A 19,106-nucleotide genomic window follows, 5' to 3' on the forward strand; every position below is an offset into this window, starting at 1 on the left:
TTTTAACTCAGAATCTGTATTTTAGCTTTAAAGCCATTTTCGTTTTCTGGATCAAATATAATTGTTCCATTAATGGCTCGAATACGCTTTTCCGTATTCTGAAGTCCATTTTTATGTAGCATTCTTTTTTTAGAGGCTCCAATACCATTATCAGAATATTGAATACTTAGTTTATTTGATTGTTGAATAAACGTAATGCCTACAAATTTTGCTTCACTATGTTTCTTCATATTAATCATTAATTCTTGTAAAACTTGATATAAAGTAATTTTCACAGCTTTGCTCATTTTTTGCCAATTAACATTATCAAAGTTTCTTAATACTAATTTGGTTTGATCAGAGGTAAAACTAGTAAGCATACTATAGAGTTGTTTATTGTATTCTCCTTCGACATCAAACCCACTATATTCTCGCGAGATATCTCTTGTTTTATTATAGATTTCATTTAATTTTTTAGGAATTATGGGGTCACTAGGATTATTTTTGAATTGCATCATAACCTGAAACACATTATTGCCAAGGTCATCATGTATCGTTTTAGAAATTTGGGTCTCTACTTCATATGCTTTTTCAACTAACTTTATTTTTGTTTCTTGTTTACTACGCTTGTTACGTTGTTTAAAAAAATAGGCCAAAAAACCAATTACTATTAATAAAACTATTATTCCGAAAAAATAAAATGTTTTTTGATTTCTCTGTTTTAGTATTTCAGATTCTTTTTCTGCATTTTCATTATCCAGTTTAAGTATTTTTTCTTGCTTTAATTTATCATCATATTTAATTTTGGCAAATTGAGTTTTAACCTGTAGTTCCAATTTGTATATACTATCTCTTAATTTTATAAATCTATTTTTCAAGTTTACATTATTAGGCTCTATTCTCATGAATAATTTTAAAGCATCTAATTCCCCTTTTGGATTTTTAATCTCTTTCGATACTACTAGGGCTTTTTTAATCCATAGCTTAGCTTTTTCTTGATTCTTTTCTAAGAAGTATTCACATAGATGCGTATAACTAGCTATTTGACCACGCTTGTCATTATTTTTTAATCGTATTTTTAATGCAGTCTGTAACTCAAATTCAATATCGTTTTTATTTTTCAACCACCTTGCATATGCTAAATTGTCAATTACTCTTGCTTTTTGTATGGGTTTGCTTATATATAAAGTATCATTGTTTATTTCAATAAGTTTTTTAATAGCTTTTGAATATTCTTTATTTGAGATGTAAGCAGTAGCTAAATTGTTGGTAAACTTTAACTTATCTTCCCTTGAACTTGCAGTTTGAATTGCTTTAATGTAATACTTTTTCGAACCATCAAAATTAAATAACTTTCTATGATTAGTTGCTAATACACTATATGCGGAAGCTATATATTTGACATCTTTATAAGGAAGTAAATATTGTAAGGATTCTGTAATAGTTTCTTTACTTCCAAAATAATCTCCTGAATTTTGTTGAATAAGTGCCATTGTTAATAGACGCCTACCTACTTGACTACTATCGTTAATCTTTGTGAAGTAACTTTTAGACTGATTATAATAATAAAAAGCACTATCAGGAATCTTTTTTATAATATTAAAATAATAACCTTTTAGATAATAATGTTGCCCTAAATACCGATCATTATTATTTGAGTTTGCTAGATTAAATAAGACTTCATTAAAGTATCTTAAACTATCAAATTGCTTAAGACGAGAATGAATAGAGTTTTTCCTAAATAAAATTTTTAGAACAAGTGTATCATTTTTACCTTTTTTGACTAGCCTAAATGCTTTGTTAATACTTTCATACCGTTTATTTATAGAATTAGTCTTATCTCTTGCTAGGTTATAATGATATAAAGCACTATCAGATTTTTGTTCATTAAGTATTAGATTGCCTTTATCTATCTTACTGCATGATAAAAATGATAGTACTAGAATTATTATGACGAGTCTAATATGCAATATTTTTTATTTAAAATTAAGATAAAAAGAAAAGCTGCACAAAAATGCAGCTCTTCAATTTAATGTAATTTATTATTAATCTCCATCTGGTTCATCTACAACCTGTTCATCATCTCCTTCTGTAGCGAATACATTGGTATATAACTCTTCAGATTCTTCAAGGTTTTCAATAGAACAAGAAGTAAAGTTCACACCCATAACAAGGGCTATCAGTATATAAAATAAATTTTTCATCTTTTTAAAAATTTTCGAATTAAACAAAGTGGATGCTGTTCGGGCATTTTGCCCGGATATGTATGCTTACAGCATCCGTTAGAAAAAAGGGAGTACTCCTTTGTTTTTTGGAAAGTGAAAATCCTTAGCAGTCGCATTTAGCTACTTTCCAATTGGCTGAATACCAACTGCAATACGAATTTTCGTAATAACTAGTTTTGTACATTTGTTATGTTAGCAATGCATAACAAGAACTAGTTGTTGAAGACAAATTTAGATGATGATTTTTGGATAGAGTCAAGCATAAATTGAGCACATTTCGGTCATCTCTAATAGCTTTAAACACAAAGGGTTTCAAGAGGTATGACCGAGATATGACCGACGAATAAATTTTCATTTCATCTATGAATCATAGAATAATAAGACTAATTGTTAGAAAAGCATTCAAAAAGGCCAGAGAAGAGTATGCAACACATACCGAAAATGCCTTAACAGAATATGTTTCAAGAAAACTTAATCAAGTAAGTAGTACAACCTTAAAAAGAACTTATAAAAAATATGTTTTAAAAGATAAGATTGACATAAATCCAAGTAAGCATACTATTAATGAATTATGTAAGTATATAGGATATAATGATTATGGAAACTTCATTAAGAAAACTAGACCTAAAAGACTCACTTATTTGATTTCAAAAATAGGTACGGCTATAGTATTGCCATTATTGATATTATTTTTAATAAAAAATGATCAAGCTATTATTAAAGACTCAAACTATAAATGCATGGCATGGGTAGAAGATCATTATGAAAAAATCTCTTGTGACTTGAATTTCCATCCAAAGTCAGGAAGAAAAATAGAACCATTCGAAACAAAAAAACTATCTAATTTCAGAAAAGTAGAAGTGACTATACTAACCAAGTTTTTTGCTGACGAGGCCAAAAAACAACCTTTAATATGGTATTATAAGAATAAAAAAGGTGAAATAGAATATTTTACGGCACCTGGATTACACCCAACAACTGGGAAAACATTAGATGAAATCACTCCATATATTATAGAGAAATATGTCCCCAAGCATAATTTTAAACCGGATTCTTTTATTAGTACTGATAAAGTGATAAAGGATTAATTCAATGCTTATATATTTTAAGCGATACTTATTTAACATAATAGATATAATAAACCAAAGCTTAACTAATTATCTAAAATCATTGAATATGCCTTAGAATATTCAAATCAAAATTGTTGATAATACTTCGCAACAATTGCTCGTATCTAGATTTCTAAAATTCTCGAAATCTGACACTTTCTAAACCTCAACCAACCTCATTTGACGTTTTTACACCAAAACTCACCTCTCTTAAAGCTCAAAAACACTCAAAAAAGCATTATCAAAACGTTATTGTTTCGTTAAAGTTTGCCTTTGTGCTCGATTTTTTGCCCGAAAATTCACTTGCATATATCGACATTAAAAAACATTTGAAAACATATCCCCACATTTGACGATACTAAAAACAGCACTCCAAATTTAGAGCATCTCAACTCTTCTCGTAACCTATTGTTTTTCATAGTTTTTTGTCTAAAATTTGCTTCAGATATCTAAACATATAATTGACTTTGCAAAGTACAATGATCTAAAAAGAGTATTCATTAAATCAAAAATCATAATGAAAGGAAAATTCATTGTATTCGAGAAAAAAGCTTTTTATAAGCTAGTAGAAGAAGTTGTACAAAGGGTAAAGAAAACCGAAAAACCCGATAAAGACAAACAGACCTCGGATTGGGTTAGTGCAATAGAAGCTAAAAAGTTACTTGGCATAAAGAGTAATGGTAAATTAAGAAAGCTTCTATATGATAATCATATTGTTGCTTCACAGCATGGGCGTACCATTTTATACTCCAAAAAGAGTATTCTGGCCTTTTTAGAACAACATAAAATCTAACTCTAAATGATAGAATGATATGAAAACATTTATCAGAACGGAGACAGAACTTATTAATCCTGAAGCTGATTATTATAGTCTTAGTGAAATCAGAAAGCTATTCAATCCTCCTATTTCCTATGTAACCATATGGAGATGGCAAAAGAGCGGAATTCTAAAATTAACTCCGTATGTATATGGTAACAAAAAGTACTATCATATAGATGAAGTTAACCAAGAATTAAAAAGGCATAAACAGTTAAAGAAATAATACTACGGGGTGTCTTATGTGGTATTTAGAATGATATGCCAGAATATCTTAAGGCATCCCAAAAACTTTAAAAACAAAAAAGATGAACCCAGATATATTAACAAAAGAAAATATCTTGAATAAGGTAAACTTGCAAGATGCTTTTAATCATTACTTGCAACCATATCATGAGAAAGGAATTCTTAAACAAGGGAAACACATCTCTAATCCATTTTTAGCGAACAAACAAAAAACTCCTTCTTTCAATATTTATAACACTGGCTCTAACAACTGGAGATTTAAAGATTTTGCAACCGGGGACGAAGGAAGCATTTTTGATTTGGTAATGCGATTAAAACAATGTGATTTTAAGGAAGCTCTTATGATCATCAATAAAGATTTTAGTTTGAACCTTACTTATGAAAATCCTAAAGTCGATTTTGATATTCAACGTAAGCAACAGTGGCAACCTATTGATTTGGAATATTGGTTGACTTATGGCATTACTGCCCCAATATTGAAACATTTTAGCGTATACCCAGTAGAAAAATATTGCAGGTTAAATAGTCAAGGTAAGCGTATTTCTTTTAATTCTTCCTCACAAAATCCTATGTATGGATATAAAATTTCTAGTGACTGTTATAAGATCTACTGTCCGCTTTCAACCCGCTTTCGTTTTGCATGGCTGGGCAATAAACCAGAAGCGTATATCTTTGGGTATAAGCAACTACCAAAAACAGGAAATCGTGTATTTATTACTGGTGGAGAAAAAGACGTGCTCTCGCTTTATGCTCGCAATGAACCTGCTATTTGTTTCAATAGTGAAACAGCCAATCCTCCTCCAAAAATTATTGATAACCTTAAGGCTCGATTTAAAGAGGTTATCGTTTTATATGATATAGATCATACCGGGATCTCACAGTCTATCAAACTCTCTAACAAATATGGTTTACAACGAATGATACTGCCAGAAAAATTAATGGAGGATAAAGGAAAAGACATTGCTGATTTCTATGCGCTTGGTTACAACCTAGATGCTTCTGATATTAAAATAGAAGCTTCAGAACCACTCCCAGAAATACAACTATTATCTACAAAAACACTTGCAAAAGAAAACGACTATATACCATTATTATTGAAAACTCAGAAAGTGCTTACCGAGCGCAAAGCGAAACTAATTCATAAAGTACCTCCTCTACTCTTTCATAAAGATATAGGAATTCTATACCCCAGAACCATTAATGTAATACAAGGAAAAGCGGGTGTACATAAAAGCAGATTAGCAGAAACCATTTGCAGTGCTTTGATCAAAAAAGAATCCTGGGATAGTGATTTATTACACTTTAGAAAAAACGCACAACAAGCAGTAACCATTTGCTATGTAGATACCGAACGTAACCTTACAGAGCAATTTCCATATGCTTTACAACAAATATTAAAAAAAGCAGGACATCAAAGAGAAGATACACCAGAAGATTTTGACTACATTTCATTATTGCAAATTCCTAGAAAGGATCGGTTTTCAGCTCTCACATCCTACATAAAAAGAGTAAAACAGATGTATGCCGGTCACGTGATTATAATACTGGATGTAATTACAGACTGTATACAAGACTTTAACAGGTCGAGCGATAGTATGCAGCTCATAGATTTAATGAACGACAGTATCAACTCTGAAGATGTTACTTTTCTGGCACTTATTCATGAAAACCCGGGTAGTACAGATAAAGCCAGGGGGCATCTTGGTACAGAATTACTTAACAAAGCAACTACGGCAATTCAGATTGGATTTGAAAAAGATAGCAACAGACGACCTACGGACTTGATTGTCTTGAATATATTAAAGTTTAGAGGTGGAAGACGTCCTGAACCTTTCTATATAAAGTATTGTGAACAAACCAACGGACTTGTAGAAGCAGATGCTGATCTTATTGATGAATCTGCAAGATCCAGAAGAACAAAAGCAGATCTTTTTGAAATTCAACAACAGATATCTCGATTGTTAAGAAGTTCCATTCAAGGTAAAACATTGGTAGAAGAACTTGCCTCTTATTTTGATTGTAGTGAACGAACTATTCGAGAGCGCTTACAGGAATGTATTGATAAAAGAATCCCAATACCTAACGGAAAAGGTATTCCTTCTGTACTACAAAAGAAAAAAGAAGGAAAGGAAGTGTTTTATAGCCTTGCTCCTATTAAAAGAGGACAAAAACAAAAGACTCTAGAACTATGACCTCTAAATAACGGAAGTTAGAAATGCGCACATATATAGTATTTCTAACTTCCGTTATCCTTAACTTTCTGAAAAACAAGAATTCACCATCATTAAGAAATAAATCCTGCTTTTCTTATTTCCAATGTGCATTTTCTTATAATTACATATGTTAAAGACAAACTGAAGTATTGTAAATCAAGTTAATACACAGATAACACACATTAGTTATATGTTAATCCGTATTGTATGGGATACAATGTATTTTGGTCTAAATTCAATTTAAAATAATCTATATTAATTTGGGGTAAGACACATTGGAAACTGGAAATAGCAGCTTAGCAAACTTTTAATATTAAGTTTTTAATTTCCAACACTTTATACTCAATAGAAATCGGAAATACTATATATGCGTGCATTTCTGGTTTCCAGATATATATTTTTATGATCGATTTACCCTAAAACGTATTAAACAATATTAACTTAGGTTAATTTGGTTTCACCCTTTATATTCTAACTGTTTCTATCATTATTTTAGTTTAAAATTAGAAGATGATAGAACAAATAAAAGATCTGCTAACAGGAGAATTCTTTACTCCTACTCGTAGTGATCAACGTTTTGCTACCAGAGAAAATCAAATCCGCTATAATAACCTTAAAGCGCGACAAAAACGAAGAGCCAAAGCCGATATCGATAGAGCATTAGATGCTAACCGTAATATTCTTAAAAAAATTTTAGATAATAAAAAAGAAGTGGTCAAAACACATGACTTTTTATTAGGAGCTGGATTTAATTTTGGAATTACAACTCATAAAATGAACAAAGAAGGAAAGCTTTGGAGTTGTGTGTATGAATATGCTCTATTGCATTTAGGAGATGATCGGTTAAAAATAACCAAAATATAGCCCATAAAAATCTCATGAAACATCCAAATATTATAGACTGTTATAAACTTGATCTCATCAAGGATATCCCTCTAGAACTTGACTTACTCACCCAACATAGAGATCGATTATTATTAGATAATCAAAAGCTTAAAAAGATAATACTTGCTTTAGGTATAGGGTTTGGCTTCATTATTATCTATAAAATTGTTACAACCAATGGAAAGAAACAGAGAAAAAATGAAGAAGAGGTATACTTCGAGAATGAGTAATGAGAACAATAATACGTTTAGAAAATTCTCAACACAAGGTGATGATTTTCTAAACAAACCAATAGTAAAAACTGTCACTAAAACCATTCTGATATCCGGAGGTATTTTTGGAGCGCTCTATATATCCAAATATTTCTTTAGTGCTACTGCAAAAATGATCAAGTCATTTAAAGAAGTGAAAAATGCCTGTAAAGAATAACCCACTACCCAATAATGTCTCTTATGAACCCCAATACAATGAATAAATTAGTAGAAAATACTCAAAAACCTGATACCGTTGCCACCGTTGTGAAAGTCATTTTTGGTGCTTTCCTTTTAGTACGTATTATAAAAACAAGTGTAGAGTTGTACTATACTTTAGAAGATCGAAAAACAGATAAATGTGAATAGTTATGATGTTATCGTTATCTTCAAAGTGCCAGAAAAATAACAACTGTTCACTCAAAGCATACACCATTATTAGGCACAAAACTGCAAAGGATATCCTATTTGATCGTTTATATCATAAATAAAACTAGAGATAATAGAATAGCAGGACATAACCATAATCTAGTATGTTTAAAACAACAATAAAAAGATCTATCATAAATTGCTAGTCCTGTACTTAAATAATAATTTTCCATAATTTTAATTACATTTTTGTCTATGGCCTATTATGAACTAAAATTGAAGACCTACCCATAGACCTCATTTGGGCCTTAATTTATACATAATAAAAAACCCAGTAAAGCTAGCTTTACTGGATTCAACTAAATATTTATAAGCTGTCAACCTATATTAGGACGACTCATTTTTTTTAATCTGTATATTACTCTAAATAAAAATCTAATATTTTAAAATCTTCATTTGAATAGATTTCTTTTTGCTCATTATTTACAATTTTAAAGATAGCATTATCAGTAGCTAAGAATACTTTATTGTTATGGATTCTATGTTTATAATTATCTGTTATCTCTTTATCAATAAAAAACTTTTTTAACGTTGATTTAATGTTATTAACATAATCATATTCTTCTATTACACAAAAACGTTTATTATTCTTATCTGAATAAACACTTAGCATACTAATTTTTTGATCTTTTTCCACTCTTACAGATCCAGAGTCAAAATAAATTAAATTTTTGTTTTCAAATCTTGGCTTTGGCAAACTATCAAAAGTAGTCATCCTTTGCTCTTTCAGGTCAAGAATCTTTAAATGAATTTTATGTTTTTTTATTGAAACAGATTTCGGGAAAACATCTGGATAAAATACATATCTCAAGTCACCAATATCATCATATTTCTTAAACTTAAAATCTTTATCTCCGATGTCTAAAGAAAATAATTTCTTATCTAAATTTAGAGTATATCCTAAAAGTTTATATCTATTATTCTTAACTTGAGCATCTGTAAAAAAACTATAATGAAGTGAATCTAAAACTATTGTATTGTCAGTTAAAGCTAATGAAGTATATGCTTCTACAAATGAATTAGAAGTTTTTTTTATCTGCTTATCACTTGATAATATATCAATTATTCTATCTCCAAAATATGCTATATGTTTTGAATTAAGAAACTTTAGATCACTTGGTAGTATCTTAATTGAATCTAATAGAATAGTTTGATTTTTATTAGTATTAATAAGATAAATTCCACCACCTTCTTTTTTATAAGCAGCAATAAGAATATCAGGTTCTTTATTAACCTCTTGATAACTATAACAAGAGGTTAAAGTGATTAATAATAATGTGATTCCCTTCATAATGTTAGCGTTTACCTAAATTTAAATTATATATTGTTTGTGTCGTTTCTACAGGTGCAGCTTTTGATGGACCATAGCGAAGCTAACAAAATATAATCCAGATATATTATACAATTTATAATTCCTGTTCATCTTACCAAAATACAATAGTACAGCTTCAAAAAATGAAACTATAATATTGTAATCCAAATAAAAAAACCAGCTACATTTCTGTAACTGGTTTCTTATCATTTATATATTCTTACCCTCCAAGCTTTGACGCCACTAGCGGAGCCCTTAGTTTAGCATAATTATTCAATCACTTTCCCATACTATTGATTTTAAAACATCTATCATTAACCCTTTTAGTTTACAATTTGACTCTTTGAAAGTTGAAAAATCCAATAAATATATTTTATCCTTTTTTTCGTTATATATGTAAAATAGGGTTGAGTAAGCTCCAAACTCTAAATCTGGGACTAATTCCTTAAACCAATATACGTCCTTGCTATTAATTTTTTCAATTCCAAAATCATACTTTTTGCCGATATATGGACTAATACTTAGGTATTCTTTAAAAATTAATTCTTTAAAAGTAAATTTGATTTTAGGATACTCAGTTATTGTTATTATCACTGGTGTATGATCCCATTCCAATTGAAAAATTGTCGATTCATTTCCTTTTTCTTTATAATTAAACATATCCTTTATTGAAGGAAGACAAAGACTGTAATTTCCGTCCGCATTGTAAAAAGGTTGGAATTCTACAGAATTACTATAGCAAGCGTTTTTGGTAATGCTATTTTTGAGAAAATCAAAATTTACATCGTCAATCTTAATCTGAATATTTTGTCCATTTGATTGGGAAAATATAAAAAATAAAAGCACTGGTATAATCAATTTCATCCTCTAGTCCTGAAGTTTTTTTTCAATTGTTTTTAGGAAAAATGTAAAATGATCGTTATTACGTTTATTGAAAAAGTATTTCCTGATATTAAAAACAAGATCTGATATTAAAAAATAAATTAATGGAATTAATAAATACAATTGATTATAATGCAAAAATATATAAATTAACATAAGTGTCGGTACTATGCATACACTTAAATGCTTAATAAAATAATTGGAAAAAGTAACCCTATAATTAATGTGACACTTAATCTCTTTCCCTTCAAATTTACCAAAAACTTTATATGAAAAATCTAAGGGGATATTAATTTTTTTCACTACTTTTTTTAATGCAAAAGTCTCATTTGATATTGTTCCTGTGTACCAAGGGTCATTTGTATACTTTTCATCTACAAAATATTGTAACTCTTGAATTACAGATGATTTTTCTGCATTTATAGTATAACCGTATCTTTGGTTTCCTATCAGAATATTAAATAAGGATATATTCATTGTTATAATTTTTGTAATGCTCTATAAAATTTCATCCTTGCACGATGTTTTTCATTAGATCCATCGTTACTATATCTATTATGTTGCATCATACGTAAATAACCATCTCTAGCTGTTTTGCTTAATGCCATACCATCAGCTGGAGTACCTGTTCTCAAATCTAACTGAATATTCTGAACTGACAAAGCTCCAGAAAAACTAAGAAGACCTATTGTATGTGATCCTGAATAAATTTCTAAACCAAGATTGTGTTTTGATTGTGGAGACAAAGTTAGGTTAATTGGCCCCATGCTACCTGTACCTTCAGTCCGTGTAAAATCTTCTCCATTATATGACCCTGCTATTTCTCCTCCTATACCAATATCGCTATACCCAAATCTAACTTCATGATCCTGCTCAATAAACTCTTGAATACTTTTGGGTAAATTAACATTTAATATAAAACCAGTATCTACACTCCATAATAATTCAGCATCAGCAATAACCTTATGAACACCTGCATCAATTTTCTCTCCAAATCCAAAAAACTTTTGCCCTTCTCTAAATTGTACTCCAAATGTAACTTCTCCTTTTAGGCTTACATGTGTACCTTTAATTTCTTGTGGATTATTTATATTTACTGTGAAATTAGGTTTTGAGTCTTGACCAATACCGTACTCTTTTTTAACAGCATTCCAAGCAACCTCATTACCTTCTTCATCTTCATATCGTCCCGAATTCCAATTGTACACCGAATCAGCTCCAGAAGGATCAGCCCAAAATGCTGGATTATTATCAAATGCCACATATGTGGAAGAAGAGAAGTGTGTTATTGGATCAATGGAAGTCCATCTGGCAATTGCAGGATCATATTGTCGAAGATCCATTTCATAAATACTTAAATCTTCATTTAACTCAATACCATTATACCCATAATTATGTTTTCTACCATTAATCATAGAATTAGCATGATTTGCTCCGTAGTTAATTCTCATTCCAAAAGGGTAATAATCTTTAACTTCTACAATCTCGGAAGCACTGATATTGCCGTCTTTATCAGCATCTTTATAGGATAATCTGATATTTCCTAAATGGTCTTGGTACTGATATATATACTTATACCCATCTGCCTCATGTTCTACGATCCCTTCTGGCTGGTTAAAGAACTCCAGATTACCATTTTTATAGACGAAATTACCTGCGTACTCTGTTGTCGATGAACTTCCATCTGTTACAATCTTCTTTAGTTTTGCTCCAGTGGCATCGTAAATGTAAGAAATATATTTTGCTCCACCATCAACATTTACCCTTGTAGGTAGGTTTAAATGGTTATAAACTATTCCGGTAATGTTCTTGTTATTATCAATAGTCATGTTACCACTCTTATCATACGAATAATCATTACCTGTATTAGTACCATCTTCAAATCCACCAGCTCCATCAATCTGCTCTTCAACAGTTAGAAGTTTATTTCCTTCGTTGTAAGTATAAGCTAAATGATCTAATACTACGCTTTGATTAGCTCCTCCCTTCTTATATCTTTTTAACGATCCTATATTACCGTTCTTATCATAAGTGATATCAGAAAGTTTAAACCAATTTTGCTCACTATTATTCTGATTATTATAATCTGCTCCATTAATCCTATTTAAAGCGTCATACTCATATTTGTAATGTCGCTCTACATTATCATTGGCAGTCTTCCATTGGGTCTCTGCTATATTCCCATTATACAGTGGTGTTGCTCCATGTTGTGGTGTATTGTAATTGATCTTAAAATCAAACAGATCATTATCATTCTGGTTATCGTTATTAATACTCTTTAACCATCTCCTTACATTGTATTTATAATTTACGTCCTGTAATCCTCCTCCAACTTCTTTAGTGATTAATTGACCTAAAGCATCGTAAGTATTAGATACAATAGTTTCAGGAGTTTGATCATTAATCGTTTGGGTTTGATCTTTTAGTCTACCCATATGATCATAAGTAAACGTATCTACCGTAACAATAGGTGCGTTGTTTCCTTTGGTATGAGTAGATTTTATTCTCTCCACTTTTCCTACAAAATCTAGCTTACTTTCTACAACATCACTAGTATTCAGATATTCATTCTTACTAGCTACATAAATAGCTCTTCCTTTCTTATCATAATAAGTAACAGTAGTAATCCAATAGTTAGTATTTAATACACGAACTTTGCTACCTGTCGGTAGAGTCTTAGTCTGATTAGAAACGGCTTCCCCATCTACAATATTAGGATTGGTTAGTCCATCAATATCAAAGTTATAATCATCGTAATAGTTGATAGTAAACACCTTATAGATACTTGTTGGATACGTCTCATTAGAATAGTATAAAGTAGTCCCACCAACAGCAATAGGAGAGGTTAGTTTGTGCTCAAACTGTGGCAGTGTAGTATCATCTTGTGATGTTGCGTTGTTAGTTCTACCTTGTATTACTCCTCTAAGGCTGCTATTAATTACCGTTCCTGTATACAATACCCTTCCAAAAGCATCGTACTTAGTAAACAACCACTGATCAAAAGTTTTACCAGTTATTGACTTTCTTAGACTAGCGTCTTGAGTAAGGATAGGTTGATCCAACTTATTATATACAATATACTCCCAATCTTTACCCGGAACTCTCTTTTCGATTAATCGGTTTCTGCGATCATATCTATACTGATAGCAAAGTTCTTTTAGCTCAGTTTCATCAATACCATCCGCTACATTTACCTTAGGAGGGATTACATAAGTGAGGTTTCCAAATCTATCATATACGTAGTAAGTGTCGTGTCCTGATCCTGCATTAAAAGCTCTTTTTAAAACAACTCGACCCTGCTTATCTTTATATTCTTTAACAGTACGATTATTACTATCTGCTGTAGTCCAATTTTCATCATGAGTAATTGTAATGTATAACTGATTAGCATCATAATAACCATCCTGAACCAAACTAGGTTTCTCTGTATCACTTGGATTTGCAAAGACTACCTTATGATATAATACCTCGTTAGTCTTATTAGTATACCAATTTGTTTTAATAGTATGATCTGCATCACTATTTCTATTAGCTTTCCAAGCTGTACCCGGAGCACCTACTTCTGTTACTCGGTTAAGTGGTGAAGGTTCAAAAATACTCTCAGAATACGCATTAATATTTTGGAGCGAAACGCCTGGGAAATCACTTTGGTAATTATCTCTGTAATATTGGTTGATATCAATATCAATGTCTACATCTTTGTAAGCTCCAATATGACTGTCCGATTCAAAAGGAAGATATTGCTTGTCCTGTCTTCCAAAATCATCATAGGAGATATGAGTTACAATATCTCTACCAGTAGGTGAGGCTTTGATTGCTCGTTGCTGTATGGGTCTACCCAGTCCATCAAAATAGGTAACACTTTCTATGGCTCTGTCTATATCATTGATATTAGAACAGTTTACACTTTCCATCTCTGCAATAGTCATAGCAGCTTGAGGAGTTACTGTATGTATATAGTTCTTATCGGATAGCACCACTTGAGCCTGAAGATTCCAGCCGATCAGAAGCATTACTATGTATATTATATGTTTTTTCATTCTACATGTTTATTAGTTAATTAATGTTGATCTCCGCAGTCTAGGCAATCGATGGGATCACCGCCTCCACCACCAGTAGATTTGTTTACTGTAATTGGCATGATTTTCTCTACAACTTGTCCAGTTTTTGAATCGGTAAATTTCACGCTTAATTCATATTCTCCGTTCTCACTCATTCCTGCAAGAAAACTTGATCCATTCCCTATATTACGCGTCCATGACGGGCTAGTCATTTTCCATAATTTCCATTGCGTTCTCGTATATTGACCTGAACCACCGCTTACGCTATTGATAGTAAAACGTCTTGTTCCATTAGTATTATTAAGATAAGCATAACCGGGAGTAATATTAACACTCATTGGATCATGAGATTTTACAACTCTGGTATTTCCTCCCCATTGGTATTGTCCACTTTCTAATCCTCTATCTACTAATCTAAATTTAATAGTATACGTTCCTTTATTAGGGAAGTTATAAGAAAGTGTCGTTCCGGTATTAGGTTGTTTTACATCATTTATAAACCACTGAAATAAATATGATTCTGTTCCTCCTGCTATTCCAGAAGCAAAAAATGTCGTAGTTGTTCCACGTACAATCTCTGATCTAGAAGCACTTACATTAGCTGCGGTTAAGGGGTGGTAAGCGTATAATTGTCTTACGGTACTTTCTACAGCTCTTCCGCTTACATTATCAATAACTTTAAAGTGTACGTTGTGTGTTCCTGTGGTGCTAGGAGTATACACAAATGTAGTTGCTGTACTAGCTTGCTTTGCTTTATTTACATACCATTCATATCTTAGGTTTCCTGTTCCTCCTCCAACATTTGAAGCTGTAAAGGTAGTTGCTGTTCCTTTTGGAATATTGGTGTAATTTGCACTTACAGAAGGAGCATTTAAATCTCTATATCTTATAACAACAGGTGTAGGCTTACTTTTTAATAATCTTTTCTTCACAGTATCATACGCGACTAAAATAATACTATAGCTCCCCTCATCAACAAAAGTTCTGGTAAAAGAATAAGAGTTATTACATTGTTCTTGATTACCATTAACAAACCAAGTATATAAGTAATTACTTCCAAGGTTTCCAGTAGCAAATGTTACAGGTTGTCCGGGAGTTACTCCCCCTGAACTTGTTATGTTAAACGTAATTGCGTCATAATCATCTGGAGATTGACCCTCGTAATTATAGTTAGTTCTTTCAATTATCTTGTCCTCATTATCCGCTATGTATTGTAATCGATTAAAGCCGTCATAATCATAATACATTGTATATCCTTTAGGATCGGTAATACTGGTTACTCCAATTAGAGGGTCGTAAGTATAAGTCGTCACCATTGCATTAGGTAAAGCATCTTTTAGATTTTGTAACGCTTCTCTAAGAATTTGTTCTTTACAAGTAGCTTCTTTACAATGATCGATATCAGCATTAGATTTTGCTTTCAAATCTGCTATATAAGCAGTAATATCTACATAAGTTGCATTCTCAATTTTAGCGATGGGATAGGTGTCTTGATATCCCCATATGTATATGATATGAGTTCCATCTGCTTTAGATATCTCTATAGGGTTTCCTGAACTATCATACTTATGATATTGTATACGATCTGTTAAAGAGTTGACAGCATTAATTACTCCTTTAGCAACCTGTATACTTTTAGGAAAATAAGAATTCGTAACGGTTCCCTGTTTGTATAAAGTACGCTGAGTCGATAAAATCGTATTATCGGTATAGGTTTCGGTTTGTATAGGAATGGCTATCCTATGCAATTGTTCTAATTTAAAATATGCATTTTTATCATCAATACTTAGATCGACCAGATTGTTACGGGAATTAGGGTAAAATATTTTGGTTTTTAAGGTATTGCCCTTACTACTTTTTACTATGTTTTGTGTCTGGAAATAATTAGGATGATCATAGTTATATGTTTGTTCTGTAACTATAGGATTACCACCATTGGTATCGAATGTCGTTTCTTTGGTAGTCGTTACTAATTTTTTACCAAAGGAATAAAAACCTCGGTTATAGAGAAAATCAAAATTAGCTCCACTACATGGCCCAAAACCACTTGCTCCTCCTCCTACTTGTAAACCAGATGGATCGGTTGAGTGAATATAATTAACAGGAAGACTTCTTTGATCAAAAAGTGTGTAATCATTTTCAATACTTTTTATTTTGGTATAACCATTATCATGATTACGTTTATAAAACTCCTGTTTTTTTAGACTTCCACTAGCCCAGCTCTTTGTATAATAATTGATAAAATTACCATAACCAAAGGTTTGTATTGCCCCAAGATATAATTGGTTGTACGGTATAGTAACTTCAGGGCAACTTCCTAAATAGTCAGGATGCTTAAAAAAATTAAATTGAGAACCTACGACCCCATTATCCATTATCCTATCTGCTGGAGTAGGCTCATAGATATAAACAATTTTACCATTATCTTTTCCGGAATGATCATAATTATACTCTGTTACCTGGGTATACTCGGCAGAAGGCCCTCCATTTATATCTAAAGCGTATGTTGGATAAGAAGTAATAACATTGAGTATTTGAGGTAAATTTCTAACCTTGTGCAATGTTTTATAATCCTCTTGATTAACAGGAATTAAAACATTGGGTTTGTTATAGGCGTATTCTTTTTTAGAAGTAAAATTTGGATTAGTTCCATCATAATTAGTGATGGATTTAATGCGTAATCCACCAACCAGATGCGTAACTGTTTCCTGACTATGTCCTTTTAGGTATTTCCAGCTTACACTAGCATATACAGAAGGGCAAGGTGAAGCTCCTAAAGCTCCATTACCATCCTCTCTGGCTTCCAGAGTGTATTCAAAATTGTTAGATAAATTTATTAAATCTACGGCATATGATGTATCGCAATACTGGGGGCTACATCCTCCTTTTCTTTGATATGTTTTTCCATCAAATTTTACATAAGAAGTACTACCGTTCAGGATAGGATTATTGTTACTGTTGGGGTCTTGTGCATTGGTAAAAGAAATATTGAGTTGTGCCTCGACAATATTATCCTGTTGGGGTCTAAATGTTTTTGTTGCCAATCCAGTGGGAGTACAGGTATATCCATCTCTGGATCCCATACCTTGTGAAGAAATACTAACCCTATCGCTTCCATATTCGGGTACATTGGCAAGTACCTGATATTTATTAGCCTCATAAGCAAACTCGGTATATCCCCCTGTAGGATATATGACTTTTTTTAATATTCCAGCCTTCATTTTTGTTTCATCTGGTGTTCTATCTCCAGTTCCAACTTCTGCTTTATGGGTTATACTTTTAAGATTTTCGATCATAAAATGAAAATCGGTTTCGTGTTTATGTACATAACTCCCTGTGTTATTATTAGCATATCCCCAAAAATCCTGACCAGAAGAAGTACGTAAGGGTAATGGCGTAGTATTATATTCAAAATGATACTGCTGTGGGGTATTCGTATTAGCGTATACATCTACTCCTTTTAATCGTAGAGAATTTCGATAATGAGGTTTTAGTAAACTTTGATACTCTGAATGGTACCCGCCACCCGATCTGTTATAATAATCATAATTAAAAGTAATTTGTTTAATAAGCTGGTCTACTCCATTAATAGTAGTATATATTTTGATGTGATTTAGCTTAGAAGACTCACTATCAATTCTATCCATACTATAATCAAAAAGTACGTATCCTGTTTTAAAATTTATTTTTTTTAATGTCTTTTCATGAGCTATATAATTTTTAGGTAATGACGGTCTGGGAGGCAAGGGTTTCCATCCCGGTAAAGGTCCTCCATTTCCAGAAGATAGTGGCATTGATACTCGATCTCCTGTGATTTCTCTTGTTTTATTAAACGTGTGACTGTCATATTCTAAAGTCACAATATCTGTTTGATTGGCAGAAGAAATTTTGGTAAGATACGAAGAGGTTGTAAATTTTTTATACGCATATGCCGATTGGTCATCCTGAAAGTTATCTGTAATTTCATGAGCATCAAAATTTAAAACACTTCCGTTTTCGGTAATTGCCGAAAACGTATAGTCTCCTTCACTAGCCGTAGCATTTATAGTTACAGGTTTATAATCAATAAATACAAATTTACCTGCATTCTGATCATAAATAAACTTACCCGTATTTCCTGAATAATTAAAAATATATTCATCGTGGTTTGAATCAGCTAATCCCTGGGTTACATCTCTAAAATATCTATTGTAAGTAGCATCAAATGTTAAATTTCCCAGATCAGGAATATCCCCGGTACCAGGTTGTCCTTTTACATTCCTTACAATAGCCCCGCCAGCATTTAATGTCCATCCCAGGCCAACCCAGGAAGCTTCTTCATTCACTCTAATTCCAGAAGTAGCATTATAACTTAAGCTAATCGGGATTTCTATATCCCCTTGCTTAATAGTATATAAAGGGATAGAAATATTTGTTGTTCCCAAATTGGTGTTGACAGGAAAAGCTCCAAATTTCCCCAAGCTTGCTGCTGTTGGAGATACAGGACTATAGGTATTAAGCTCTTGTCCAAATCCTATTCCCGAAAGAAACAAGAATAGGTATATGATTTGTTTTTTCATAAAAAGTAATTTTTGTAATGATTGAATTTTTATAGCAGAACCGATACGTATATGATGTACAAATCAGTAAAGGCAAATACTATAGATGATCATTGATTTGATATTAAGAATTGTTGTTGTGACACGAGCCGCATAAGT

General features: G+C 31.7%; 15 protein-coding genes. 8 read left to right on the top strand and 7 right to left on the bottom strand.

Annotated features, from left to right (window positions below; all coding sequences use genetic code 11):
• Positions 1-2: 2 nt before the first annotated feature.
• Together NNL09_RS04920 and NNL09_RS04925 are read right to left on the bottom strand one after the other, a co-directional pair.
• The gene (locus NNL09_RS04920) at positions 3-1,949 is read right to left on the bottom strand and encodes a sensor histidine kinase (RefSeq protein ID WP_196909305.1); all 1,947 of its coding nucleotides are present in this window, start codon (positions 1,947-1,949) and stop codon (positions 3-5) included.
• A gap of 75 nt (positions 1,950-2,024) precedes the next feature.
• On the bottom strand, positions 2,025-2,183 hold the full coding sequence (locus NNL09_RS04925) for a hypothetical protein (RefSeq protein WP_196909306.1): 159 nt from the start codon (positions 2,181-2,183) through the stop codon (positions 2,025-2,027).
• Positions 2,184-2,566: 383 nt separating this feature from the next.
• Here NNL09_RS04925 and NNL09_RS04930 point away from each other — a divergent pair, with 383 nt between their 5' ends.
• The 8 genes from NNL09_RS04930 (at position 2,567) to NNL09_RS04965 (ending at position 8,094) form a co-directional block, all read left to right on the top strand.
• Positions 2,567-3,292 (top strand): hypothetical protein, encoded by a 726-nt coding sequence (locus NNL09_RS04930; RefSeq protein WP_196909307.1) that lies wholly within the window; start codon positions 2,567-2,569, stop codon positions 3,290-3,292.
• A 538-nt stretch (positions 3,293-3,830) separates the two neighbouring features.
• Positions 3,831-4,106: a helix-turn-helix domain-containing protein gene (locus tag NNL09_RS04935; protein ID WP_108808926.1), complete on the top strand. Its 276-nt coding sequence runs from the start codon at positions 3,831-3,833 to the stop codon at positions 4,104-4,106.
• 19 nt (positions 4,107-4,125) lie between these two features.
• The gene (locus NNL09_RS04940) at positions 4,126-4,356 is read left to right on the top strand and encodes a hypothetical protein (protein WP_108808925.1); all 231 of its coding nucleotides are present in this window, start codon (positions 4,126-4,128) and stop codon (positions 4,354-4,356) included.
• Between the two features lie 82 nt (positions 4,357-4,438).
• A complete protein-coding gene (locus tag NNL09_RS04945; RefSeq protein ID WP_196909308.1) occupies positions 4,439-6,568 on the top strand; it encodes a toprim domain-containing protein in 2,130 nt (709 codons plus the stop codon).
• A 531-nt stretch (positions 6,569-7,099) separates the two neighbouring features.
• The gene (locus NNL09_RS04950; RefSeq protein WP_196909309.1) at positions 7,100-7,453 is read left to right on the top strand and encodes a hypothetical protein; all 354 of its coding nucleotides are present in this window, start codon (positions 7,100-7,102) and stop codon (positions 7,451-7,453) included.
• A gap of 14 nt (positions 7,454-7,467) precedes the next feature.
• The gene (locus tag NNL09_RS04955) at positions 7,468-7,704 is read left to right on the top strand and encodes a hypothetical protein (protein WP_196909310.1); all 237 of its coding nucleotides are present in this window, start codon (positions 7,468-7,470) and stop codon (positions 7,702-7,704) included.
• Positions 7,652-7,903, top strand: a complete 252-nt coding sequence (locus NNL09_RS04960) for a hypothetical protein (protein ID WP_196909311.1) — start codon at positions 7,652-7,654, stop codon at positions 7,901-7,903. The genes NNL09_RS04955 and NNL09_RS04960 overlap by 53 nt, the downstream gene beginning before the upstream one ends.
• 23 nt (positions 7,904-7,926) lie before the next feature.
• Positions 7,927-8,094: a hypothetical protein gene (locus NNL09_RS04965; protein WP_196918863.1), complete on the top strand. Its 168-nt coding sequence runs from the start codon at positions 7,927-7,929 to the stop codon at positions 8,092-8,094.
• Positions 8,095-8,512: 418 nt separating this feature from the next.
• Here the strand turns inward: NNL09_RS04965 and NNL09_RS04970 are convergent, their stop codons facing one another.
• The 5 genes from NNL09_RS04970 to NNL09_RS04990 all read right to left on the bottom strand — a co-directional run bounded on the left by NNL09_RS04970 (position 8,513) and on the right by NNL09_RS04990 (position 18,968).
• A complete protein-coding gene (locus tag NNL09_RS04970; RefSeq protein WP_196909313.1) occupies positions 8,513-9,445 on the bottom strand; it encodes a hypothetical protein in 933 nt (310 codons plus the stop codon).
• 294 nt (positions 9,446-9,739) lie between these two features.
• A complete protein-coding gene (locus NNL09_RS04975) occupies positions 9,740-10,330 on the bottom strand; it encodes a hypothetical protein (protein ID WP_196909314.1) in 591 nt (196 codons plus the stop codon).
• Between the two features lie 3 nt (positions 10,331-10,333).
• Entirely contained in the window at positions 10,334-10,825 is a 492-nt protein-coding gene (locus NNL09_RS04980; RefSeq protein ID WP_196909315.1) for a hypothetical protein, read from the bottom strand.
• Positions 10,826-10,827: 2 nt separating this feature from the next.
• The gene (locus NNL09_RS04985; RefSeq protein ID WP_196909316.1) at positions 10,828-14,388 is read right to left on the bottom strand and encodes a DUF6443 domain-containing protein; all 3,561 of its coding nucleotides are present in this window, start codon (positions 14,386-14,388) and stop codon (positions 10,828-10,830) included.
• A 20-nt stretch (positions 14,389-14,408) separates the two neighbouring features.
• The gene (locus NNL09_RS04990) at positions 14,409-18,968 is read right to left on the bottom strand and encodes a PKD domain-containing protein (RefSeq protein ID WP_196909317.1); all 4,560 of its coding nucleotides are present in this window, start codon (positions 18,966-18,968) and stop codon (positions 14,409-14,411) included.
• Positions 18,969-19,106: the final 138 nt, after the last annotated feature.

This window comes from Aquimarina sp. EL_43 (assembly GCF_943422735.1).
In the GTDB taxonomy this organism is placed as follows: Bacteria; Bacteroidota; Bacteroidia; order Flavobacteriales; family Flavobacteriaceae; genus Aquimarina; species Aquimarina megaterium.